Genomic DNA, 22946 nt, shown 5'->3' with positions numbered 1-22946 from the left:
TGATGGGAAATTTGCAAATTCCACAAAAAAGCTCAGTAGAAATTGCTGAGCTTTTTTCTTCAATAGAACGTTACAGGCTAAAATTCTCATTTCTCAAGACAAACGTGGACTATCCAGAGTTCCTATCTGCTGGTTGAGAAGGAATTTATGTTTCCTTCGAGCACCAGAAGATCCTTGTCGATGGTGTACATGGTCACGGTTATCGAGACGCCGACGACCGTGGTACCAGCAGCCGAGTTTTCAAAGTCAACACAGCTAAGGAGCAGCCATACATAACCGTTCATGATCAGAATTATCAATAACAAGATTGGTCCAATTCTTTTCATACACTTCCTCCATGACGCCACATTATATTGCTTGAATGGACTAGAATCGGTTTTTGGCGACACTCTGATCATTTCCCCATTGGAATAAAAACCAGCACCTTAAGTAGGATGAAGCTATAGGAGAGATGGCATGTTAAATACCTGCAGTGGGGTGTTTTCTCCTTCTTTCAACTTCAATTGAAAAAATCTAAGAGGCAGGTAAAAGGTTCAAATTCAAAGGAATAAGATGGTACACTAAATCAGGAGAAGGGGGGGTATTTATGAAAAATATACTGCTAATCTATCCAAGATATCCAGATACGTTTTGGGGATTCAGACATGCCTTGAAGTTTGCTTCTAAAAGGGCTGCATTACCTCCTTTGGGGTTGTTGACAATTGCTTCTTATCTTCCTAAAAGTTGGAATGTTAAACTGGTTGATATGAATTGTGAGAGGTTGAGAGAAAATGATATAAGAAACAGCGATTACGTCTTTATAAGTGCTATGGCTGTACAACGCAAATCTGTTAATGATGTAATAAGACGATGCAATGAACTAAATATCCCGGTTGTTGTAGGCGGTCCGCTTTTTACAACGGAACCTGATCACTTCCCGAATGCAAATCATTTCGTCTTAGGAGAAGCTGAAGAGATCATGCCAAAACTCGTGGAAGATATCGAAAACGAGAAAGTAAAAAAGTACTACTCAAGCCAAAAGTTCCCGGATATAACAAAAGTGCGTGTTCCCAGATGGGAACTTTTGAATCTCAAATGGTATTACTCAATGTGCGTGCAATACTCGAGAGGGTGTCCATATGACTGTGAATTCTGTGAGATAGGTGCACTTAATGGCCGTATCCCACGAACGAAAAGAACAGAGCAAGTCATTCAAGAATTACAATCTCTCTATGATTTTGGATGGCGAAAAGCTGTTTTCTTCGTGGATGATAATTTCATCGGGAAGAAGATTGACCTTAAACAAGAAGTTTTACCCGCTATCATCAATTGGCAAAAAGCACATGGCTATCCTTTCACGTTTTACACTGAAGTATCCATAGATCTTTCGGACGACGATGAACTCATGAGTTTAATGACCGAAGCAGGTTTTAATAGAGTTTTTGTTGGTATAGAAACACCTGATCTGGATAGCCTCAAGGAAGCAAACAAGTACCAAAATATCAAACATGACTTGGAAAAATCAGTTAAGAGATTACATTCTTTTGGTCTTGAGGTACAAGGTGGTTTTATTATAGGTTTTGACAATGATACACCATCTATATTCAAACATCAGTTCAATTTCATTCAGAAGACGGGTATAGTGACAGCTATGGTGGGTATGTTGAATGCGCCCCGGGGAAGCAAGCTTTATAGAAGAATGCAGGATGAGAACAGATTAATTAGTGAGTTTGTCGAAAACAACGTTGATATTTCTATAAATTTTATCCCAAAAATGAATATAAAAACCCTCATTTCTGGTTATCAAAATCTTATGAAACAACTTTATTCTCCCGCAAATTACTATAAGCGATTGAGGAATTTTTTGTCTGTCTATAAATTCCCCAAGACTCTGAGATTGAAAAAAATAACTTTCACAGAAATCAAAGCCTTTTTAAGATCGATTGTAATGATAGGGATACTTGGTAAAGAAAGATTCGAGTACTGGAAACTATTAATATGGAGTCTTTTTAAGAAAAGAAAGCATTTTCCACTGGTCGTTACACTTGCCATATCAGGTTATCATTTCAGAAAAATAGCTGAGCAAATTTCAAAAAAGAAGATATCACCAACAATTGAAAAGTCATTTTCCTCTGAAAACTTCGTTATTAAAAGTAGTTAATGTGATTTTGATTCCACAAAGAATTTTGAGATAAGCCTGATTATTTTTCGCCTTATTAGCCAATGCCAGATCTTCATTATTTCTTTTTTAAACCCTCTAACAATTAGTACTGTGAAAATGACTACACCAATGGTTAGAACAATCCACCAATAATTTATTACTACGAACGAGTACAGGTAAAGCCACAAGAAAGCGCCCACTCTGTCCATCACATTGAAATCGGGTGAATTGACCCTTACCACATTATATTCAATACCACTTTTCTTCACGTGAACAATTATGTAGTGATAGAAATAATGCTCTTTGTCCAGTCCGACAAGTTCCGCCCCAGCTCCTCCGGTTATCGTGTACGGAACTCCGTCCCAGTTTCCCCTGAAATATCCATGTATATGTCCCGCAAAAACCATGGTCACTTTAAACTTTTTCAGAAGATGTAAAATTTCCATTGCATTATCTATATTTTCCAATGAGTGTCCTGGTTGATTTTCCATTGACAACCTCGGATCGAAAAGAGGGACGTGAAGGAAAACAAAGGTGTACTCGTATTTTTTAGAAAGCTCAAATTGCTCTTCTAGCCATTTTATTTGCCAGCCATCAATCGTTTCTTCATTAGAGTCGTTGAGGATGATGAAGTAGGCTTCCTTGGTGGCAAAGGTGTAATACAGAGGACCAAAAAATTCAACGTAATTGTTCATCCCACCGTCAGCCACATCATGGTTTCCCACAACGGGAAGGAATGGTTTGTGCAACTTAAAAATTTGTTTCAGAAAATAGTTGTATTTTGTCAAACTTCCATCAAAGACAAGATCTCCCGTGTTAATCACGAAGCTTATATCAGGATTTGCGTTTATTTCGTCTATGATCTTGCCAAAGGTTGACACAGAATTCTTGTTATCACCCAATACCACGAAGGAGAATTCGTTCGCGGAAGGATCGATGCTTTTAATACTGTTACAGATGATATCTTTGATGGATTCATTTTGTATGATCGGCAGTGTCAGTTTTAAAGTGGAAGTCAATATCAAGACGATTGCAATTACCCAAAAGAATAAATTTTTCTTCCTCATTTTATCAAAGTCACCTCTTCCCTATATAATAGCAGAGGAGTCATGAAAATTATCCTGTTTTTAATGGAAGGTGTAACAGTGAAAGTCCTGCTTTTCTCTGAAGGAAAAAAACTTTTCAGCAAATCTGGTGTTGGAGTTGCTTTGAAACATCAGATGAAAGCTCTCCAGCATGCCGGAGTGGAGTTTACACTCGATTCAAAAGACTTCTTTGATATAGTTCATATAAACACTATCGGTCTGAAATCGTGGAAGCTCTTAAAAAGTTCAAAGAAAAAGGGTATTCCGGTCATCTATCACACTCACATGACGTACGAAGACTTCCGAAACAGCTTTCTGTTCAGCAACCAAATTGCTCCATTCCTGAAAAAACAATTGCTGAAAAGGTATTCAGCCGCGGATTATCTGATCTTTCCTTCGCATTATACTGAAAAACTCATTAGAAGTTATGGGATTACCACTCCAGGGTATGTAGTCTCAAACGGTGTAGATACTGATAGGTTCAGAAAGGATGAAGCGCTGGCAAAAGAGTTCAGAAAATCGTTCACGATAACGACTCCACTGGTTGTAAATGTCGGGCTTCCATTGGAAAGGAAGGGACTCTTTGACTTTGCAGAGGTCGCGAGAAGGCTTCCAAAATACACTTTCATATGGATGGGCGCAAAGTTTTCATATATTCAGCCCTCAAAGGTAAGAAAACTCTTGAGAAACCCACCGAAGAACCTTGTGTTCCCTGGTTATGTTCCCTTCGAAATGTTGCTCGGTGCCCTATCCGCCGCAGATGCCTTTTTCTTTCCGAGCTACGAAGAGAACGAGGGGATTGCCCTGCTTGAAGCCTGTTCGGTGGGATGTCCAGTGGTGATCAGAGACATTCCCGTTTTTAAAGACTGGATGGTTTCTGGAACTAACTGCCTTAAAGCCTCTAATGTCGATGGCTTTTGTGCAGCCATAAAGTCTGTTGTAAATGACAAAGAACTTGCGGAACGTTTGGGGAGAAAGGCCATTAAGGCTGTTCATGAAAGAGATCTCAGACTTGTGGGGGAGAAACTGAAAGAGATTTACACAGCTGTTTTGGAGGATAAAAATGAGTAAAACCGCCAGGAATTTTTTAATCGCTACGTTGATATCTATAATCACCCTGCTAGTCGTTTTAAAATTCTCCGATTTCTCAAAGACTGTGGATTATATAGTCGGAGCTGATCCTGTATGGTTGTTAACCGCTTTGCTTATGACTATCCTTACGTGGACTTTTGAAACTTTAACCATAAAGGTATTCGCGCAAGAATCAGAGTTAAAAATAAGTTTTGCCTATCTCTTTAGGATAACATTGATTGGACGCTTTTTTTCAGCTATAACCCCTTTTTATACCGGAGGGCAACCCGCGCAGGTGGCCTATATGGCCAAAGACAAACACAGTGCCGGCATAGCCACATCGATGCTGGTTTCGAGATTTGTAGTCTATCAGATCGTGATAACGATCTTTGGAGTGGCGGGTATGCTGGCTGCTTACTCTTTCGTGTCGAAGGAGATATCCAATCTTGCTTTACTGGCGATTGTAGGTTTTTTGATAAACTCCGGGGTCCTCGTTTTCCTTTTCCTTTTCTCACTTAACAAAAAGTTCGCCGGTGGTATGGCAAAACTTTTCTTTGACATCCTTGCCAGATTGAGACTCATTAAGAATTCGAAAACTCTCCTGAATAAGCTCTTTCTCGAAGTCGATAAGTTTCACAACAGTATGAAAAAATCTCTCGAAAACACCGGGAAATTCTTCGCAGGTATGCTTTTTGCTTTCCTTCAGATGCTGGCTTTCATTTCAACACCCTATTTCGTGGCTTTGGCTGTCGGTATTAATGTAGATTACCTGAGACTAATTTCCGTACAGCTTGTGCTCTTTTTGATATCTTCAATGATCCCGACGCCCGGCGCTAGTGGGGCTTCAGAAGGAGTTTTTGTGCTCTTCTTTGCTTCAATGCTGAACGAAAAAACCGCTGCTGTCATGATACTCTGGCGTTTGTTTACGTATTACATCAACATCATAGTAGGTGGATTTTTCAGTTTCCTTGGAACTAAACAAAATACTGGAATCACTTCTCACCAATAACATGCTGATAAAGTTGCAGGACTCTATTGACGTGGTTCTCGATACTGAATTTCTTCGCCATCTCTCTAGCAGTGTCTCCGAGCTTTTTTCGCAACTCTCTCGAAGAGAGAAGTAAATCCATACCTTTATAGAGCTCCTCTTTCTGTTCAACGAGATAGCCGTTTAAACCATCGACAACGATGTTGTCAAAGGCTTCATCGTGATACGCTACCACAGGGATTCCGTTCGCCATTGCTTCTACGAGGACGACACCGAATGTCTCTGTGTGGGAAGCGATAACGAAAAAATCACCGGCCTGGTAGGCGAGAGAGACCTCTTCAGGCCATTTTAAGTATCCGGTGAAAATGACCTTTTTTTGCAATTTGAGTGTTTTTGCCTGAGATATCAGATTCTTTTTTTCCGGGCCATCTCCAACTATCATCAGATAGGTGTTAGGATATTTCTTTTCGATTTTAGCAAAGTTATCTATCAGAAATTCAACACCCTTTTCCTTTCCGAGTCTCCCCACAAAGACCATCACTGCTGCATCCTTGGGGATTCCCCATCTTGTTCTAAAGCTCTGCTTTTCCTGTTCAGAACATCGTTTTCCGAAATGGTTCAACTCTATGCCATTCGGAATTACCTCTATTTCCGTGGAAACACCGTAATTTTTGAGCAATTTCTTCACTTTTTCTGAGGGAACGATGACCGCGTTGTGTTTATTGCAGAATCTCTTCGTCTGATCGATCACAAGTTCTTTCAGGAAATTGTTGAAAAACGGTATGTAGTGGACATAATCCTCCATCAATGTGTGGTAGGTATTTATAGAAGGGATCCCACGCCTTCCGGCGATGATGTTCCCGATATAACCCATGACAATCATTGTGTGAGTGTGTATCAAATCCACTTTCAACTCTAAGACCTTCTCTTCAGCTTCTCTGAATACCATAGGCGAGGCTACACGATGTTGTTTTTCCCAGGGAAACTGGTAAGATCTGTATCTGAACACACCCTCTTCTAGTTTTGCTTTTGGATGTGAAACGGTGAAGATGAAAACATCATGTCCAGCAGCTACCAACTGCTCCTTCAACAGTCTAACCATTGTAACGACACCATTTACCTGGGGTTCATATGTGTCGGTGAACATAGCTATTCTCATAATTCGCCTCCATGAAATTATTATACGCAATGCCCGATTTGAAATAGCAGTAAGTTCAGACTCATTCACCAATTATTTTGACGAGCACACGCTTTTTCCTTTTTCCATCGAATTCTCCATAAAATATCTGCTCCCATGGACCAAAATCAAGTTTACCGTTGGTTATGGCCACTACGACCTCACGTCCCATTATTGTCCTCTTCAGATGGGCATCGGCGTTGTCTTCGAACCCATTATGATCATACTGGGAATAGGGCTTTTCGGGCGCAAGTTTTTCCAGCCAGCGTTCGAAATCGTTATGAAGACCAGGCTCATCATCATTGATGAACACACTTGCCGTGATGTGCATAGCGTTGACAAGACAAAGACCTTCCTTTATACCGCTTTCCCTGACACATTCCTCAACGAGTGGCGTTATATTTATGAGCTCTCTCCTCTTATTTGTGTGAAACCAGAGTTCCTTCCTGTAGCTTTTCAAGTGAATCCCTCCCTTCGCAATTAAATTTTATCATTATAAATGATGTTAAACTATTTAAGGGGTGGTGAAATGATCTATCGTGAAACGGATGACATATTGTTCGTCAGGCTTGATAATCATGAGGACTTCTATGAATCTCTTCAAAAAGTACTGGTAGATACAGGGACAAAGTCAGGAATTGTCATCAATGGTATTGGTATGTTGAGGGATTTTGAACTGGGATGGTTCAACATCCAGTGCACCCGATACGAAAAGAAGCGCTATTCTATGCCACATGAACTACTCTCCCTTCAGGGAAACATAGCATTGAAGAACGGTGAGATATTCATTCACCTGCATGCCTCTCTCGCTGGTCCTTCCAACGAGGCTTTCGGAGGACATTTGTTTGGAGGCGCAGTCTGTAACACCGCAGAAATTTTCATTCTTAAAACACCCGGGCTCTCTCTCAAAAGGGGTGAGGGAGAACTCTTTAATCCATTGATTTGACACAGAACGTTTGAAAGGAGGAACTGGGAGTTAACAAAACTCTCAGATTGAATACTATGGACTATCCGGAAAAATCGTGGTCACTCTCGAAGCAAAGGCTTTTCGAAGAGTGCAAGCGAAAATATTATTATAAGACATTCCTCTCCTGGAAAGGCTGGCAATCAGGAGCCACAAAACTTGAGAGGAAAGCATACCTCCTCAGCAAGTTGCAGAACATATATGCGCTTTCAGGACAGGCTATACACGAACAGATACAAAAAGCCATTGTGGAGAGAAACTTTTCGATGGAGCGGGCATTCAAAGAAGTCAGAGCTAAACTCAGAGAGGCATGGATTGACTCTGTTGACCACATAGTTGACTGGGAAAGATGGCCAAAGGAGTATACTATACTTTCAGAATTGTATTACGGAAGGAAAGACTGGCTTAGAGGCAAGAGTCAGGAAGTGCTCAAAAGAATAAAGACCTCCCTGATCAATTTTGAAAGCTCACATTCGTACAGAAAAGTACTCAAAGATAGAGTCGAGGTCATTGAAGTCGACGAAAGCTTTCCCAGCTTCTTTTACAACGGCGTCAAAGTCTATTCGATAATAGACTTTCTTTACAGGGATAAAAAAGCGGGAAACATTACCATAGTAGATTGGAAGACAGGAAATAAGAACGAAGCCAAAGACCACCAACAATTAGGACTGTACGTTATCTACGTACTCGAGAAATATCCTGGTATAGAACTAACACAGATAAAGTGTGTCAATGAATACCTTCTGAGCGGTGAAAGAGCTGAATATACGTTCTCAGAGTCACAGATTGAAGGGCTCAGGGAATACATCTCCAGGAGCATAAGAGAACTTGAAGAATATCTTGAGGACCCGGCTATCAACAAACCCAAGGACATTTCAGCTTTTCCGGTTAACCGTAACAAGAATTGCAACTATTGCGAGTTTAAAGAGATCTGTAAAGATGATGGTTAACCTTCTCAAAAAGGGGTCTGAGGTTTTCGTAATAATTGCACAACTTCTTTTTTAAGTCATTCGAAAGTGAACTCGATAGCATCATGTTACAATCCTTATGATGCTTGCCATGCTTACTAGTGGGAGATGGTCAAATGTTTTACATCACAAAAGAATTCACCTTTGATGCTGCTCACAATCTAGTAAAATACCACGGTAAATGTGAAAAGCTCCACGGCCATACATATAGATTAAGGGTAACGGTCGTCGGTGAACCCAACGATGAGGGTATGGTCATAGACTTTCTTGAACTGAAAGAAGTGGTCAAAGAAAATGTTTTGAAACACCTTGACCACGCTTATATAAACGAAATCATAGAGCAACCTACTGCTGAATACATCGCCAAATGGATTTATGACAGGCTAAAAAAGCTCATAAACAACGAACGAAGAAAGCTCCACGAAGTTGTTCTCTGGGAAACGCCCACGAGTTTTGTAAGGTATCTGGAGGAAAAATGAGACACATTCCGTTGGGAAGGTATATCAACGTTAAATCACCGATACACGACCTCGACGCAAGGGCTAAGATCATAGGCTTCATAGGAATGGCTGTGCTCTCTTTTTTCTGTTCATCTCCTGTTGACTTCGTGATCTTCTTTATATATTTTTTTACGCTCGCTTACCTGAGCAATATACCCGTGAGGAACTATCTGAAGAGTATTAGAAGCATCTGGTTGTTGCTCTTCATGATCTTCATCTTTCAGCTTTTCTTCACCCCCGGGAGGATTATCGTATCACTAGGGAAAATAAATATAACACTGGAAGGAGTTGCGGGAGCGTCGATCTACAGTGCGAGGGTAATCGGTGCCATACTCTTCAGTACGTTGCTGTCCTACACAACGCGTCCTCTCTCTATGGCAAAGAGCATTGAGGATCTCATGTTCAAATTGAAGCTGCCAAAAAAGCTATCTTTCGATACAGGGCTGGTTCTATCGATAGCCCTGAGGTTCATTCCAATACTGTCTCAGGAGATGGAAAAGATTATACTCTCTCAGAAAGCCAGAGGAGCAGACTTTGAAAGCAAGAATCTTTTCAGCAGGATTAAATCTTCTGTGGCAGTCATCATACCCCTTGTGGTGCTCGCTCTACGAAAATCAGAGGAACTGGCCGTAGCCATGGATATGCGTTACTACGGCCGTTACGAAAGGGTGAGGTGTTCTGAAGGCAAATTTGGGCTTAGCGAAAAACTTTTCAGTCTCATGAGTCTTCTAATAGCGTTGAGTATTATCTTCAGTTAAACTCCAAAAAGCTCCAGTAACTGTTGTGGTGCAATTCTAGCTAGTGCTTTCGCTGCGGCAAGCCTGAGCTTTCCGGAAGCTTCTGGTGTTTGGATGATCTTCACGAGATGCGGAATAGCAGATTCGTATTTCAAGTAACCTGTTACAGAAACAGCAAGGATACGCAATGAGTTCTCTTCTTTGATGCTCGCGAAGATACTCACGACTTTATCCTCTACGCTTGTGAGCTTCAGTTTTTTTGTTGCCCTCAATGCAGCCTTTTTCAACCTTGCGGAAGTGGATGTCAAAGATTCCGTTACGACCTCTTCCAAAGAATAATCCAGCATGTTTCCAAGGGCTTCAATGATGACAGAACGTACTTTGTCCGACGGATCGTCAAGATTCTTCCTTAACAGTTCAACAGTGGACGGTTCCATGAGTCTCTTGAATATTTGTGCGCCTATGACACGTTTTTCTTCGTCTGGACTCTGAATGAAATTTTCCGCGATAGGCAGAAGTTCGGAAGCGTATCCGAATGCCTTTCCATATGTTTTTACAGCCGCTAAAGCGATCGTTCTGTCTTCAGAGTTGGCAAGATTTATCAGTGCGTCCCGGGATAGTTCCTCTGGAAAGGTTCCGAGGAGCTCCACGGCTATCCCTTTTAGCGAAGGGGTGTTGAATCCATTTATCGTACTCATTAGGGTGTTTAGCGCTTTCGAGTCCCTGCCTTTAATGGCAGAAGCGAAGGCAATCTTTTGAAGTTTCTTGGGTAACAGTGCGAGTTCGGTTTCATCCAAAGAGACTTTCCCCGAGTAGACTTTCAGAAGTTCACGGATATCGTTGCTGGGATCACCTTCAAAAGCCTTGAGTTCTTCAAGTTCTACCCCCTGCTTTATTAACCCCTCCACAAGAGCTTTTCTGACTTTGCTGGAGGGGTCTTTAGAGATGCTTTCCATGAGTTCGTCGGTCAGGAGCCCGAGTTCAACAATGAACCCAATGGCCGTCGCCCGTACATTTTCATTGGGATCATCAAGCATCGAAATCAGAAGTTCATCAGCAACGCCACGCTTACCCAGCAACTCCACAGCAGCCTTCCTGACTGCGTAAGAAGGGTCTTCAAGGTATTTCTCAATTTGATCACGAGTCACTGAAATGCCCGACACTGCGAGTTCTTTCATCGCCTTTGAGCGAATGAAAGCCGAGGGGGATTTCAGCATCTCTTTTATGTTATACTCAACTCTTCCCTCTATTTCACTCTGGATACCATCAATAATCTGTTTTATCGCTTTTGTCACTTCAATCACTCCTTTAAATTATAAATGAGGGAGAACTCGTCCATGGTGATGGTGAGAACTCCATCTACATAGTCGAAATATCCTCCACTTTTCAGCTCGACTACAGTATTCACACCAAACCTTTTTCCATCAGCTTTTGCCCGCCGCTTCAACAGTTTTCCTTCAAAATAATACGTTATGTTCTCGTTCTTCTTACCTTTTTTTATCTGCAAAGATATGCTACTGTTGCTAAAGGACTTCAACTTTTTGATCCGGCTCAGGTCGTTATCCACGAAATCAAAGGCCCGATTAATGGCATTAGTGTAACGTATCGTCCTGTAAAATCTGCTTTCCAATTGGAGGTAATTTATCAGGACGTTGAACAACGAAATGGCTATTACACCTGACGCCAGAAAAGTGATGAGCGCTTCTATTAGGATCGCTCCGTTACTCTTCCATCTCATCCCTCAAACTCTCAGCCAGTTGCAGTAGCGTTTCAAGCCTCTCCAGCGTCTTCTCTCTCCCGAGTACCGAGATAGTCTCAAAGAGTCCAGGAGTAACAAGCCTGCCAGTAACGCCACCACGAAGTGTCTGAAACGTGTTCTTTTTGGAGGCGATCTTGAGTTCTGCGAGTTCCCTGATTACCTTTTCTACACCCTCCACACTCCAATCTGTGTTGTCTTCAAACCTCCGAATCGCCTCAGAAATCAGATCCAGTGACCATTCCTTCGTCAGGTATTTCTCTACATAAGAAGCATCATATTCGGGTTCCTCAAGGAAAAAAGGTAACGAGAAGTCGTATAGCTGGGACAGTGTGTTGATCTTTTCCCGGCAAATTTTCAGCACCTCTTTTGTATATTGCGGATTCTCGACAAAAGCTTCCATAAAATCAGCCTTGCCGGTATATCTAAGCCACAATTCGAACTGTGAGACAAGCTCGTCTATATCCAGCATGCGTAAATGTTTGCCGTTTACCCACTCGAGTTTTTCATAATCAAAGATCACAGCCTTGTTTGAAATCGTTGAAGGTGAAAAGTCCTGTAACTTCTCTCTATAATCGAAGATCTCTTGATCGACACTCCATCCAAGCAATGCCAGATAATTCATCAAAGCCTTGCTGAGGTATCCTTCTCTTCTGAAGTGGTCGACACTGGTGTGCCCGTGTCTTTTGGATAGAGGACTTCTGTCATACCCCAAAATCAGCGGTATATGCATGAACTGAGGTGTCTTCCAGCCTAATGCTTCGTATATCATGATCTGCTTTGGTGTGTTGGAAAGGTGGTCTTCACCGCGTAGAACGTGGGTTATTTCCATCATGTAGTCATCTACAACCACAGCAAAATTGTACGTTGGAAACCCATTGGATTTGATTATTACAAAGTCGTCGAAAGCGTCACTAGAGAAGCTCATTTCTCCTTTCAAAAGATCGTTGAAGGTGATATTCGAAGCCTCAGGGACTTTGAACTTCACGGTGAAAGTATAGCCTTTCTCCAGTTGGGGACATTCGGTGGAAGTGGATATCACGGTCCTGGGATCGTCTGCCCTATAGATTGCGTAATAGGCATGTCCACTCTTGATGAGCTGTTCAGCGATTTTGTTGTATATTCCAGCTTCGGTCCTTTCGCTCTGGCGGTATGGTCCATGAGGACCACCAACGTCAGGTCCTTCATCCCAGTCTAAACCGCACCAGCGTAGTGAATTGATTATTTGCTCCTCCGATTCGCGTGTAGAGCGCTCTGTATCAGTGTCCTCTATGCGCAGGACCATCTTCCCTCCCTGGCTCCTCGCGAACAACCAATTAAAAAGAGCGGTTCTGACACCGCCCACGTGCATATGTCCTGTTGGACTGGGCGCAAATCTGCATTTGACCATCACTTTCCCTCCAGTTTATCTCAAAAATTCCTCGAGTTCGTCGAGCGATGAGACTTCCTGAATCTTTACCAAATGTCTATTGTCGAGATATTTGCCGTCTATCAGGGTGGTGGCAATTCTGTCTGTCCAGCCCCCTGTGCCACGAAATAGTATAACAGGTTTGGCATAAGCATAAGCCGAGATGATTTCAAAAAGCGTTCCAATCTCACCACCAATCGAGATGACCAAATTGGCGGACTTCAACAAAACCAGCGATCTCATCAGGTAGTCCATTCCAGTTTTTATATTAAAATCGTTGTATTCGTTTCCATCTTCATCGAAGGGAAGCACACCCACTACCCTTCCTCCGGCCTCTTTCGCCCCCTTCGATACGAGCTCCATCACTCCATCGCGTCCACCGGTAATAAGAGTATGACCATTCCTAGCGATGGAGTGACCAAGTTTTATACATATGTCCGAAATTTCCTTTATATGAGGCATTTCTACATGCCCAGAATAACCAATAACCGCGATATTCATTTACTCTTCCTTTCCAAGGTAATTCTCTATAACCCCCGGATCGTTCAGAACTTTTTCAGGAAGTCCTGAAGCGATCACTTCACCCTTGTTCAGCACATATAGAACGTCAACCACTTTGCTCAAACTCGTTACGTCATGGTCTGTTACGATAACTCCTATCGATCGTTCTTTCAGTTTCAAAATCATCTTTTGTATATCTTTCACTGTAATCGGGTCTATGCCGACGAAAGGTTCGTCCAGCAGTATGAAGTGCGGGGAAAGGGCAAGGGTTCTGGCGAATTCGAGTCTCCTCTTTTCACCACCAGAGATAAGATCAGCCTGCTGATCCCTTAAATGGCTGATACCAAAATCAGACAACAAACTTTCTGAAAGCTCTTTGAGTTCTTTTCCTTTCTTCGCGTTCAGCCTGAGTATCACTTCGAGGTTCTCCCCTACTTTAAGTCCTCTGAATATCGAACTTTCCTGTGGTAGATAAGCAATACCTCTTTTGGCTCTTTCGTGTATAGGGAGATGGGTTATCTTCTCGTCGTTAAGGAAAATATCCCCTTTATCCGGTATCACTATCCCGAGAATGGACTTAAAGGCGGTGGTCTTTCCCGCCCCGTTCGGACCAAGGATACCGACCACCTGCCCGGATTGTGCCGTTATGGAAACCTCTTTCAATACCTGTCGTTTGCCGAAACGCTTACAAAGTCCAACACATTTGAGGACTGAATTCACAGGATCAGAACCCTTTCAAATATTCGATGACCATGTCGGTAATATCGTAAGTACCTTTACCATAAACAACAGCGTCTTTAGAAATCACGAGGTCATAATCAAGGAATGTGGCATAATCCTCTATCCTTTTCTTGATCTGATCGAGTATGACTTCCGTCTTGGCGTTGTACGTCTGCTGCAAGGTCTGTTCATACTGTGCTTTCTTTGTGAGTATCTCCTGCTGTTTTGCCGCGAGTTCTTCGTTGCTCGCACCGGCCTTTACCATGTCCTGATACTCTTTCGTTAGAATATCAAGCTGTTTTTGATAGAAAGCGAAATCTTCCTGATAGCTTTTGTTCAGATCCTGCCATTCTTTTGTCGACTGGAGCACTTTCTGAAGGTCTAGATAAGCTATCTTCGCGGGATTAGCCGGTCCTGAAGCGTTATCTGAGATAACGAGCACCCCTACCAACACCAACGCGATCGTAAGTATAAGGCTAAGTTTTTTCACACACACACCTCCTAAGGAAATATTTAGAATAACTTTCTTGAATCCAGAAGAATTGTCACAGGCCCATCATTAACAAGCTGCACCTCCATATGAGCCTGAAACACGCCTGTTTCGACTTCAACTTCTTTTGATGCCAGTTCTACGAATTTTTCGAAGTACTCTTTTGCTATTTCTGGAGGAGCTGCCTCGGTGAAGGAGGGTCTACGGCCCTTGCGGGCGTCACCAAGGAGCGTGAATTGGGAAACAAGCAATAGCTGACCTCTCACATCTTTCAACGAAAGGTTCATTTTCTCCTGCTCATCCTCGAAAACACGCAGATTCAGTACTTTATCCACCATCCACTGGAGGTCCTTCTCAGTATCACCAGACTGAACACCAAGAAGAAGCAAAATTCCGCGCCCTATTTGACCTACAATGGTTCCATCTACTCTAACACTGGCTTCACTGACCCTTTGTACGACAGCTCTCATAATGCACCTCCGACTCTTACTACTCTCTGAACTCCTTTTATTGCCCTGAGACTCTCCATTATGGAAGTCAGATGTCCCAGATCTTTTACAAGAATGTTGGCATCCATAAAGTCATAACCCCATTTACCTGATTCCACGGTATATTTTATTACCTTCGCTCCTTTTACTTTGAATTTGTCAATTACTTTACTTATTATAGAGCGGTCAGACGCATCGAAGTCGATTATTACCTTTACCCTATACATCCCGTCAATGCTGAAGCTCCACTCTGCGTTAAGTTGCTTTTCTAACGGGATATCTCTGACGTTTTTACACCTGATGTTGTGAATTGAAATACCTCTCTTACTGATCACGGCTATGATGTCATCTCCAGGCAAAGGATTACAGCATTTAGCAAAATATACATCTATACCGCTCTGACCCCCAATTAAAACTTCCTTACCCCTTCCCGGCTTTACTTTTATCTTTGCTATCTCCGGAAGTCCCGTTTCAACTTCCTCTGGTTGAATAGTTTTGAGGAGTTCCGATGTGGTGATGGTCCCCTCGCCAAGTTTTAAATAAAGATCTTTTTCGCTATGTATACCAAATTTTTTGAAAACCTGATTCATTGTTTCACTCTCAAGGAACTCATCCATACTCTTACCTAGTTTTTTACAGAGCTTTTTACATATCTCCCGTCCACGATCAACTAATTCAACGTTCGTCTTACTCTTGAAGAATCTCCTTATCTTGGCGCGCGTACTGCTGGCTCTCGCATATTTCAACCAGTCAAGGCTGGGACCTTCACTCGCTTTGTTGACAATTATCTCCACTCGATCTCCAGCTTTAAGCTCGTAATCTACGGGTACGATATTGCCGTTAACTTTAGCACCAGCAAAGTGGTGTCCAATTTCAGTATGTACGGCATAGGCGAAATCTATCGGAGTCGCTCCCTTTGGGAGATGTATGAAGTCGCCCTTTGGAGTAAATACGTAGATCTCGTCACCACCACTCAACGCCCTTGAAATGGCGCTCAAATCATCAAAACTGCTGATGAGGGCTTCATCATCTCTGAGCTTTTCAAACCATGGATTCTTCTTCATCGAGACGATACCCTCTTTATACAACCAGTGGGCGGCAACACCGTATTCAGCTTCAAGATGCATGCTTTCAGAGCGTATCTGTATCTCCAGAGGTTCTCCTCTGTGAGTCACGAGTGTTGTATGTAGGGATCTATAGCCGTTGGATTTTGGTGTGGCTATATAGTCTTTGATTCTACCGGGGATAGGCGGCCATAACGAATGCACGATACCAAGAACTTTATAGCAGTCGACATCACTTTCGGTTATTATTCTGAGGGCGATAAGGTCATAGATTTCATCAAAAGCTTTATTTTTCCGCACCATCTTCATCCAGATACTGTACAGGTGCTTTACCCTTCCCTCTATACGAAAGTTGACGCGGTATTTTCGCAGCTCCGCAGTTACTATCTCTTTGTATTCGTCCATTATGTACTGTCTTTCTTTTAGCTTTCGGTTCATCTTGAGCTTGAGCTCTCTGTACTGCTCAGGATAAAGAGTCTTGAATGAGATATCTTCAAGTTCCCACTTTATCTTATGAATACCGATTCTGTGAGCAATTGGTGCGTATATCTTCAGCGTCTCATTGGCCTTTTCCTTGCGCTTTACCTGATTCTTGAGATGGTGAATAGTGCGCATATTGTGGAGTCTATCAGCAAGCTTGACAATGATTACCCTGGGGTCATCGGACATGGCAAACAACATCTTCCTCACCGTTTCGACTTTCATCTTGAACTTCGCTTCTTTTTGATCGAGCTTCTCGGTGAGGTTCAGGTTACTTATCTTTGTAACCCCATTCACTATATTGGCAACATCTTTTCCAAACTTCTCTTTGACTTCATCGATGGAAACGTCGCAGTCTTCCACGACGTCGTGAAGTATACCGGCTAAAATAGTATCGAGATCTGCATTGAGCTCAGCAAGAATTTTAGCGACTTCGACGGGGTGGGTTATAAACGGTTCACCGGAGTCTCTGAATTGTGTTTGGTGATGGGTAAAGGCGAACTCGTAAGCCTCGATTATCTTTTCTCGCTGACGCCTTTTTAACTTGAATCCAAGGATCTTTTCAATTTCCTTAACAAGATCCAAACCTTCCGTGCCATCTATTACTTTCACGCTCAAATTTTCACCTCGGTTCTCTTAATAATTTTAGCACGGACTGAGGTTTAGGGTATTCAAGCTCTTGAAATTAAAAGAAGAAAGTTTTTATCGCGTTCGCAACTACAACGACTATCAAAACGAGTTTTATGAATTTTAGTCCTTTCTTCAACGCAAGCCTGACAGCTATATACGCCCCTGTCATATTTCCTAGTGCTAACAACAGACCAACGGGTATGTTCACCATCCCTTTAGACAGAAAGACGATTAGAGAAGTTGTGGTATATATCAAAACGATACCAACTTTTATTGCATTGGTTTTGAGAAGATCAGTTCCCAAAAAGAACGTTATTGCAGCGATAAGAAGAAAACCTATACCTGCCTGAATGAATCCGCCGTAAATACCCAGCAAAAAGAAAGCTATTCCCTTCATATAAAAGCTATTTACGATTGCTTTGTTTTTGCCAATTTTGGGCTTTTTGACAACGAAGTACATCATTATTAGTAGCACCACACTTATGACTCTGCCAAGGACTTCTTTATCCAGGTCTACAGCAATGAAAGAACCCACAATGGCACCTGCGGCTGCGAAAAGTCCAAGGGGAATAGCAATTTTGAATGTCCTAACACCTTTTTTTTCAAAAGACCTCACTGCGACGGCGTTTTGTAAAAATATTGCAACCCTGTTTGTGGCGTTGGCTATATCAGCTGGTAAACCCAGTAACATGAGTAATGGTAGCGTTATCATAGAACCGCCGCCTGCCAGAGTATTGACAATACCTGCGAGAACGCCACCAAAATACACGCTTACCAGAAGTATTGGATTCATCTTAGTACCTCCCACTCCAATTTTTTAGAGTTTAACATGTTCTATCTCTGTAATTGTCTATTGAATAAATTAATTTTACAAATCTAATTATGAATACACTAATTATACAAGGATATTTTACTAACAATGACTTTTATTCTGATAATCAACTTTTTACGTAGCTCATTATCATTTTCTTGTATATTTTTGTTTTTGTTTGCTATAATTAGTATATACACTTCATGGAGGTGTCGTTATGAGTCAAAATATAGGTGTTATAGAAATACTGAACCTGCTCGGAGAATTGGAAGATGGTTCAGTCACCTCTTCTCGAAAACGTTTTATTGACAATTACCTGAAAAAGCTTGATATGCTCGAGCTCGTGACATCAGATATTGTGAAGGTCGTCCGTGCTCATTCCGAGGAGGAAGGAAAAATGATATACTCCAGAGCATACGGTGACCTTGTAAACAGACTAGCAGAGCTTTCTGGAATGCTGGTAGACTATGTGAAATACAACAATAGAGATAGAATTACGGGTATTTGGAGAGCCGGAGAAAAATTTGAGCTGAAAGTCGCTGCGATAATTCCAACCGATCACGAAGAAGCGAAATGGATTTCTAGAAGCGCACTTCTTGTATTACCAGAAGCCATAGACCTGGGAAGACCTTTTGTAACCGTGGAAAAACTCTCGGAATTCTTCAATCTTGTATCGCATATCAATCTTCCCATTTCTACTATGGCTCAGGTGTTGAGAGTGGATGACAACTATGACCTCCGATTGCTTCCAGTGATGGAACTCATCGTACTTGCCTTCAAGAAACAGCTTAAAGCTGAAGTTGATTTCGTATCCATGAGTTCAGAGTGGTCAAAATCAGAACTGGCAGAACTCCTTAACAAAGTTAAGCTCCCGACACTGTATTTCATAAAGATACTCTTAGCAGAAAAGAAGACCGCATACGAAATTTTTGAAGAGCTGAATTATATGCTCGAAAAGGCTGATCATGAAAAAGTGAAAAGTCCCATGGCAATAGGAGCAATAATGGGAGCACTTTCAAAACACTATATGGGTCTCAAAGAACCCCTCGTTATTAGGAATGGAAAGTACTACATCATCAATGAAAAGTACAGAGATTTGCTTGCATCGTTGCTGAGTGGCAATTAATGCGACTTTCAGATATTTCTTTTTATATTGCCCATAGAGGCGCTTTTTTGTATTCTAATGTAATTTTCTATATTAAAAGAAAAAAAGTGCGTCAAAATTGATTCTACGGCCTAATGTTCTGTATTCCTGTTCAAATGTCACTTTAAGAGCACGACTAAAATATTGGGTTTGTGGTAAAATCAAAAGTGGAGACATAATGTATATTACGTCTCCACTTTTGATTATTTTTTCTCATATATATCAGGGAGGGTAAGCATGGATTTCGAAGATGCTGTCGAACGGTTCACCGAATATCTGGAATTTGTCAGAAACTTATCGCAAAACACAGTGGACTCCTACACCAGAGACCTCAAACATTATGATCGTTATCTCGAAGAATATTCCCTCGATTACAGGCAGGTCAAGAGGCGCGATATAGAAAGATTCATGAAAGAACTCTCCCAGGGACGCTATTCGTCTTCAAGGCTTTCTCCCTCTTCCGTAGCCAGACACCTTTCCACGCTCAAAACCTTCTACATGTTCCTCTACGTCAGCGGTACGGTAAACAAGATACCGACAGATTTAGTGAAGGCCCCACGTACAAGAAGGCGCATACCTGAATATATAAGCTATGAAGAAGTCCAGAGGATACTTAATGCCTTTCCTAATACACACCTCGGAAGGCGCAACAGGGCTATCATCGCCCTCATGTATTATTGCGGTTTGCGTGTTAGCGAAGTCTGCTCCCTCAGTATCAGAGACATCTCGCTTGAAAGTGATCCCCTTGTCCGCGTTAAAAGCGGTAAAGGCAACAAGGACAGGATTGTACCCCTAACTCCTGATGCGGTACGCATATTGAACGAATACTTATTATATAGAGAAAAGTTTCCCGATGCCAATGGACATACAAGGCTATTTGTGGGGATCCATGGTGAGCCTCTCACGCGAAAGTCCGTGAACAAAATGCTCCAGAACCACGTGAAGAAAATATTCCCGGACAAACACTTCCACCCGCATATCTTCCGTCATAGCTGCGCTACGCATTTGCTGCAGCGCGGGGCAAGCATAAAGGTTGTTCAGGAAATTCTTGGCCACGCCAACATATCTACTACAAGTATCTATCTTCACATCACCGACAGAGAAAAGCGCGAAGCGGTAAAACTGCTTTCCAAAGGGGAAAATAACGAAAATTAACATCTTCTTATTACATATGCTATTTTATCAGTTTATATACTTGCATAATAATATATATTACTATTTACTATTTTATACATGTTTATATACATTAAATAGGCGTATCTTATTATATGCTGTATTTCATAGTTTATAGTAATTGTGAATTAGTATATTTTAAGAAATCGGCCAAAAATTTCACAAAATCAATTCATTTCCATCTAGACAAGAAAACATGCTATCCAGAAGAGTCTTTTATTGAAGTTAATTTCGCTGTTTGGAATAATGAGAAGAAAATAAATATAACCATATTGCTGAACATCAACAAAAACATAATAAATACCTATCGCATGTTATCTAAGAAACAATCCTCCTGGAGGTCGCGAACTTGAGAAAAACATTCAAAATAGGGCTGAATGGGCTTATAACCTATACCGACAGTCATACAAGGGCCATGGCGGCATATCTCAATGGTCTGACAGAACTACCGGTATATTGGGACGAAGATGAACTCGATCTTCAAGCCTATGAAATCTGTGTTAACTGGTGCATTGCTGAAGGAATCAGAAGTATATTCGATCTAAAAGCTAGGATCATTCCCCGCAGTGATTATAAAATCCCCTGTATAAAGGATGCGAAGAAATGCAGCAGGACCTTGAAAGCAAAAGACAATGAAGCCAGATTCTCTTCCCAAAGCCATTCACACCATTCGACACATATTCACAGTTTTCACATAGGTCACGATAATAAATAGAATAATAGTAAAGTAGTAAAATACAACGAAACCCAGGAAAGAATGAAAATGAAATCTTTTCACGCTTATCAAAATGAATTTTTCGACCTGTATTTAGCAGGAAAAATAGCCGAAGCTCTAAACCTGGTCGATGAAATCAAAATTGCATGCCCGGACATGGCATACAGAACAAAATTTTGGGAAGCGTGTCTTCATTCCATTAGGAATGAAAAAGCGTTGGCAATAAAGGCTCTCGAAGAACTAAAAGATATGGGATATTGGTTGTCTCCCAAAATCCTTGAGCATGACAGGGATCTTGAAAACATAAAAGAAGAGCCAGAGTTTGTTGAAATATTGGGCGTTTTCAAACAGCGACAGGATAAAGCTCTAAAACTTTCAGCGTCTTCAAAACTAGAATTCCTTCCTTCCGGTAGCCTTCAAAGCAAACTTCCTCTGATAATCACCCTTCACTGGAGATTGGGAAATGCTGAAGAATTCTCTAATTAGCTAGCTTATACTTGGAGGAGCATCTCAGGGAACTGGTTTGGCATTTTAGCTTGCTTTTGAGGAGAAGCTAAACCCTGAAAAACTCGTCCTCGTTGCACCCGCATTTGGAGACATGGATTACACCAAAAAACTGATTGAGAATGGCAAAGGTGATTTCAAGATATACATGATCATCGGTGGAAAAGATCGGTACTTCTTTAAAAATGCTAATTCAGTAAAGGAAATGCTTGCAGAGAATAATATTCCCTGCGCAATAAAAATCTACCCTGATATGGGGCATACTTTCCCGGACGATTTCGATGAAGTCTTGTTGGATATATTGAACGAATAAAAAAGCACATTACTTCCATAAAGCAGAGGAAGCCATTATGTGTTAAAACATTAGCTTAAACCTCTTCTCAACTTATGCATTTTGAGTTAACAGAATAAAGAAAACACGTCATTGAAAAAAGGACCAGGAAAATAGAGACAGCCTCTTTTTTAGTGAAAATCCAAATTGTGAGCTTAAAAAAGTGGCTGTCTCTATTTATTCATGCAGATATTAGTGATACAATTTAGAAAACGCAGTCATTGGAGAGACAGATGGAAGCTATAAAAATTGCTAAAAAATTCATCGAAAAATACTACACCAATTGCCTTGTAGCTTTTCTATCAGGAAGCGTTGTGAGAGGTGAAGGAACCCCTACTTCGGACCTCGACATTGTTGTCATTTTAAAACCGGGAGAAAAACATCACCGCCGCTCCTTCATCTTCAATAACCAGCCAATTGAAGTCTTCGCCAACACCGAAGAGTCTATCGAAAAATTCTTCAAATTTGATGTTGCTGAAAAAGAACCGTCGTTACCTCAAATGTGTTCCGAAGGAATAATTATTAGAGACACGCACGGGCTCGGTGAAAGAATCAAAGAACGCGCTTGCGAATTGCTTGCAAAAGGTCCTGGCATACTTTCCAAAAAAGAAATTGACGACTATCGATACAGCATTACAGATCTTCTTGATGATTTTTCCGGTTCAACAAAGAAGGAAGAATCGATCTTTATAGTTGAAAGATTGGTAAATAATGCGGTGAAGCTACACCTTTTGGCCAACGGCCAATGGGTAGGAAAGGGTAAGTGGCTGTACCGGGCACTGAAATCTTTCGATCCCGACCTGGCTAAAGAATTGGTAACCGCAATGGAGCTTTTCTTTTGTCACAATAATGCCTCCGCTGTTATAGAACTCGTTGATAGAATTCTAGCTCCTTTTGGCGGCAGATTATTCGAAGGCTATTACAGAGATTGAGTCTCGATATTATTAACCTCCCATAGGGAAAGACAGACCCCCTTTTTTCAGCAACAACCATATTTACATCCACAAAATGAAAATCCAAACAATAGGGCTGAAATTGCATCTTCTCCTATTTCTATGCCTATTAATGTTAAAATCTAAGAGATACTACCAAAGAAAACTC

25 protein-coding genes and 1 pseudogene are annotated in these 22946 nt (G+C 41.5%); 13 read left to right on the top strand and 13 right to left on the bottom strand.

The features are described 5' to 3' along the window. Positions 1-122: 122 nt before the first annotated feature. On the bottom strand, positions 123-326 hold the full coding sequence (locus IX53_RS09515; RefSeq protein WP_047755158.1) for a hypothetical protein: 204 nt from the start codon (positions 324-326) through the stop codon (positions 123-125). A gap of 260 nt (positions 327-586) precedes the next feature. Between IX53_RS09515 and IX53_RS09510 the strand changes: the two genes are divergently transcribed. Then, positions 587-2140 (top strand): B12-binding domain-containing radical SAM protein, encoded by a 1554-nt coding sequence (locus tag IX53_RS09510; RefSeq protein WP_047755157.1) that lies wholly within the window; start codon positions 587-589, stop codon positions 2138-2140. On the opposite strand, the gene IX53_RS09505 is transcribed toward IX53_RS09510, so the two are convergent. After that, the gene (locus tag IX53_RS09505) at positions 2137-3207 is read right to left on the bottom strand and encodes a metallophosphoesterase family protein (RefSeq protein WP_053001289.1); all 1071 of its coding nucleotides are present in this window, start codon (positions 3205-3207) and stop codon (positions 2137-2139) included. The two genes, IX53_RS09510 and IX53_RS09505, sit on opposite strands and share 4 nt — an antisense overlap. 42 nt (positions 3208-3249) lie before the next feature. Between IX53_RS09505 and IX53_RS09500 the strand changes: the two genes are divergently transcribed. Both IX53_RS09500 and IX53_RS09495 read left to right on the top strand, forming a co-directional pair. Then, a complete protein-coding gene (locus IX53_RS09500; protein WP_245612719.1) occupies positions 3250-4296 on the top strand; it encodes a glycosyltransferase family 4 protein in 1047 nt (348 codons plus the stop codon). Then, positions 4289-5305 (top strand): lysylphosphatidylglycerol synthase transmembrane domain-containing protein, encoded by a 1017-nt coding sequence (locus tag IX53_RS09495; protein WP_047755156.1) that lies wholly within the window; start codon positions 4289-4291, stop codon positions 5303-5305. The genes IX53_RS09500 and IX53_RS09495 overlap by 8 nt, the downstream gene beginning before the upstream one ends. On the opposite strand, the gene IX53_RS09490 is transcribed toward IX53_RS09495, so the two are convergent. Next, entirely contained in the window at positions 5289-6443 is a 1155-nt protein-coding gene (locus IX53_RS09490) for a glycosyltransferase family 4 protein (protein WP_047755155.1), read from the bottom strand. The two genes, IX53_RS09495 and IX53_RS09490, sit on opposite strands and share 17 nt — an antisense overlap. Before the next feature lie 61 nt (positions 6444-6504). Then, positions 6505-6921, bottom strand: coding sequence for a secondary thiamine-phosphate synthase enzyme YjbQ (locus tag IX53_RS09485; RefSeq protein WP_047755154.1), 417 nt, complete (start codon positions 6919-6921; stop codon positions 6505-6507). Positions 6922-6990: 69 nt separating this feature from the next. On the opposite strand from IX53_RS09485, the gene IX53_RS09480 reads away from it, so the two are divergent. The 4 genes from IX53_RS09480 to IX53_RS09465 all read left to right on the top strand — a co-directional run bounded on the left by IX53_RS09480 (position 6991) and on the right by IX53_RS09465 (position 9651). Beyond that, the gene (locus IX53_RS09480) at positions 6991-7407 is read left to right on the top strand and encodes a PPC domain-containing DNA-binding protein (RefSeq protein WP_047755153.1); all 417 of its coding nucleotides are present in this window, start codon (positions 6991-6993) and stop codon (positions 7405-7407) included. Positions 7408-7463: 56 nt separating this feature from the next. Beyond that, complete coding sequence (locus IX53_RS09475) at positions 7464-8375, top strand: PD-(D/E)XK nuclease family protein (RefSeq protein ID WP_047755152.1); 912 nt, start codon at positions 7464-7466, stop codon at positions 8373-8375. A 134-nt stretch (positions 8376-8509) separates the two neighbouring features. Further along, positions 8510-8872 (top strand): 6-carboxytetrahydropterin synthase QueD, encoded by a 363-nt coding sequence (gene queD, locus IX53_RS09470; protein WP_047755151.1) that lies wholly within the window; start codon positions 8510-8512, stop codon positions 8870-8872. Beyond that, positions 8869-9651 carry an energy-coupling factor transporter transmembrane component T family protein gene (locus tag IX53_RS09465; protein ID WP_047755150.1) on the top strand — a complete coding sequence of 261 codons (783 nt, stop codon included), beginning with the start codon at positions 8869-8871 and terminating at the stop codon, positions 9649-9651. The genes queD and IX53_RS09465 overlap by 4 nt, the downstream gene beginning before the upstream one ends. Here IX53_RS09465 and IX53_RS09460 read toward each other — a convergent pair. The 9 genes from IX53_RS09460 to IX53_RS09420 form a co-directional block, all read right to left on the bottom strand. Then, positions 9648-10925: a HEAT repeat domain-containing protein gene (locus IX53_RS09460; RefSeq protein ID WP_047755149.1), complete on the bottom strand. Its 1278-nt coding sequence runs from the start codon at positions 10923-10925 to the stop codon at positions 9648-9650. The genes IX53_RS09465 and IX53_RS09460 overlap by 4 nt on opposite strands. 5 nt (positions 10926-10930) lie before the next feature. Continuing rightward, the gene (locus tag IX53_RS09455; protein ID WP_047755148.1) at positions 10931-11368 is read right to left on the bottom strand and encodes a hypothetical protein; all 438 of its coding nucleotides are present in this window, start codon (positions 11366-11368) and stop codon (positions 10931-10933) included. Further along, complete coding sequence (gltX, locus tag IX53_RS09450; RefSeq protein ID WP_047755147.1) at positions 11352-12776, bottom strand: glutamate--tRNA ligase; 1425 nt, start codon at positions 12774-12776, stop codon at positions 11352-11354. Before gltX ends, IX53_RS09455 begins: the two co-directional genes overlap by 17 nt. Before the next feature lie 15 nt (positions 12777-12791). Next, the gene (locus IX53_RS09445) at positions 12792-13295 is read right to left on the bottom strand and encodes a TIGR00725 family protein (RefSeq protein ID WP_047755146.1); all 504 of its coding nucleotides are present in this window, start codon (positions 13293-13295) and stop codon (positions 12792-12794) included. Further along, positions 13296-14015, bottom strand: a complete 720-nt coding sequence (gene lptB / locus IX53_RS09440) for an LPS export ABC transporter ATP-binding protein (protein ID WP_047755145.1) — start codon at positions 14013-14015, stop codon at positions 13296-13298. A gap of 4 nt (positions 14016-14019) precedes the next feature. Continuing rightward, entirely contained in the window at positions 14020-14505 is a 486-nt protein-coding gene (locus IX53_RS09435) for an OmpH/Skp family outer membrane protein (protein WP_047755144.1), read from the bottom strand. A gap of 23 nt (positions 14506-14528) precedes the next feature. Then, entirely contained in the window at positions 14529-14975 is a 447-nt protein-coding gene (gene dtd, locus IX53_RS09430; RefSeq protein ID WP_047755143.1) for a D-aminoacyl-tRNA deacylase, read from the bottom strand. Beyond that, positions 14972-17149, bottom strand: coding sequence for a RelA/SpoT family protein (locus IX53_RS09425; RefSeq protein WP_082128579.1), 2178 nt, complete (start codon positions 17147-17149; stop codon positions 14972-14974). The genes dtd and IX53_RS09425 overlap by 4 nt, the downstream gene beginning before the upstream one ends. Before the next feature lie 73 nt (positions 17150-17222). After that, positions 17223-17960 (bottom strand): sulfite exporter TauE/SafE family protein, encoded by a 738-nt coding sequence (locus tag IX53_RS09420; RefSeq protein WP_047755142.1) that lies wholly within the window; start codon positions 17958-17960, stop codon positions 17223-17225. A 235-nt stretch (positions 17961-18195) separates the two neighbouring features. Between IX53_RS09420 and IX53_RS09415 the strand changes: the two genes are divergently transcribed. The 6 genes and pseudogenes from IX53_RS09415 (at position 18196) to IX53_RS09390 (ending at position 22777) form a co-directional block, all read left to right on the top strand. Next, positions 18196-19104, top strand: coding sequence for a hypothetical protein (locus IX53_RS09415; RefSeq protein WP_047755141.1), 909 nt, complete (start codon positions 18196-18198; stop codon positions 19102-19104). A gap of 255 nt (positions 19105-19359) precedes the next feature. Continuing rightward, complete coding sequence (xerA, locus tag IX53_RS09410; RefSeq protein WP_047755140.1) at positions 19360-20277, top strand: site-specific tyrosine recombinase/integron integrase; 918 nt, start codon at positions 19360-19362, stop codon at positions 20275-20277. 367 nt (positions 20278-20644) lie between these two features. Further along, positions 20645-21010, top strand: a complete 366-nt coding sequence (locus tag IX53_RS10690) for a hypothetical protein (protein ID WP_053001288.1) — start codon at positions 20645-20647, stop codon at positions 21008-21010. Between the two features lie 48 nt (positions 21011-21058). After that, positions 21059-21496 (top strand): TPR end-of-group domain-containing protein, encoded by a 438-nt coding sequence (locus IX53_RS09400; protein ID WP_047755139.1) that lies wholly within the window; start codon positions 21059-21061, stop codon positions 21494-21496. Between the two features lie 94 nt (positions 21497-21590). Continuing rightward, positions 21591-21827: pseudogene (locus IX53_RS09395) on the top strand (dienelactone hydrolase family protein); the annotation flags it as partial. 251 nt (positions 21828-22078) lie between these two features. Further along, positions 22079-22777, top strand: coding sequence for a nucleotidyltransferase domain-containing protein (locus IX53_RS09390; protein ID WP_047755137.1), 699 nt, complete (start codon positions 22079-22081; stop codon positions 22775-22777). The last annotated feature ends 169 nt before the right edge of the window (positions 22778-22946 follow it).

The sequence above is a fragment of the Kosmotoga pacifica genome (genome assembly GCF_001027025.1).
Lineage (GTDB): Bacteria > Thermotogota > Thermotogae > Petrotogales > Kosmotogaceae > Kosmotoga_B > Kosmotoga_B pacifica.
This window is presented reverse-complemented; position numbering and strand designations above follow the sequence as displayed.

Bases quoted from the DNA above. Each gene is read 5' to 3' on its own strand.
- IX53_RS09515 (WP_047755158.1), bottom strand. From the start codon at position 326: ATGAAAAGAATTGGACCAATCTTGTTATTGATAATTCTGATCATGAAC.
- IX53_RS09510 (WP_047755157.1), top strand. From the start codon at position 587: ATGAAAAATATACTGCTAATCTATCCAAGATATCCAGATACGTTTTGG.
- IX53_RS09505 (WP_053001289.1), bottom strand. From the start codon at position 3,207: ATGAGGAAGAAAAATTTATTCTTTTGGGTAATTGCAATCGTCTTGATA.
- IX53_RS09500 (WP_245612719.1), top strand. From the start codon at position 3,250: ATGAAAATTATCCTGTTTTTAATGGAAGGTGTAACAGTGAAAGTCCTG.
- IX53_RS09495 (WP_047755156.1), top strand. From the start codon at position 4,289: ATGAGTAAAACCGCCAGGAATTTTTTAATCGCTACGTTGATATCTATA.
- IX53_RS09490 (WP_047755155.1), bottom strand. From the start codon at position 6,443: ATGAGAATAGCTATGTTCACCGACACATATGAACCCCAGGTAAATGGT.
- IX53_RS09480 (WP_047755153.1), top strand. From the start codon at position 6,991: ATGATCTATCGTGAAACGGATGACATATTGTTCGTCAGGCTTGATAAT.
- IX53_RS09475 (WP_047755152.1), top strand. From the start codon at position 7,464: ATGGACTATCCGGAAAAATCGTGGTCACTCTCGAAGCAAAGGCTTTTC.
- queD (WP_047755151.1), top strand. From the start codon at position 8,510: ATGTTTTACATCACAAAAGAATTCACCTTTGATGCTGCTCACAATCTA.
- IX53_RS09465 (WP_047755150.1), top strand. From the start codon at position 8,869: ATGAGACACATTCCGTTGGGAAGGTATATCAACGTTAAATCACCGATA.
- IX53_RS09455 (WP_047755148.1), bottom strand. From the start codon at position 11,368: ATGAGATGGAAGAGTAACGGAGCGATCCTAATAGAAGCGCTCATCACT.
- gltX (WP_047755147.1), bottom strand. From the start codon at position 12,776: ATGGTCAAATGCAGATTTGCGCCCAGTCCAACAGGACATATGCACGTG.
- IX53_RS09445 (WP_047755146.1), bottom strand. From the start codon at position 13,295: ATGAATATCGCGGTTATTGGTTATTCTGGGCATGTAGAAATGCCTCAT.
- dtd (WP_047755143.1), bottom strand. From the start codon at position 14,975: ATGAGAGCTGTCGTACAAAGGGTCAGTGAAGCCAGTGTTAGAGTAGAT.
- IX53_RS09420 (WP_047755142.1), bottom strand. From the start codon at position 17,960: ATGAATCCAATACTTCTGGTAAGCGTGTATTTTGGTGGCGTTCTCGCA.
- IX53_RS09415 (WP_047755141.1), top strand. From the start codon at position 18,196: ATGAGTCAAAATATAGGTGTTATAGAAATACTGAACCTGCTCGGAGAA.
- xerA (WP_047755140.1), top strand. From the start codon at position 19,360: ATGGATTTCGAAGATGCTGTCGAACGGTTCACCGAATATCTGGAATTT.
- IX53_RS09400 (WP_047755139.1), top strand. From the start codon at position 21,059: ATGAAATCTTTTCACGCTTATCAAAATGAATTTTTCGACCTGTATTTA.
- IX53_RS09390 (WP_047755137.1), top strand. From the start codon at position 22,079: ATGGAAGCTATAAAAATTGCTAAAAAATTCATCGAAAAATACTACACC.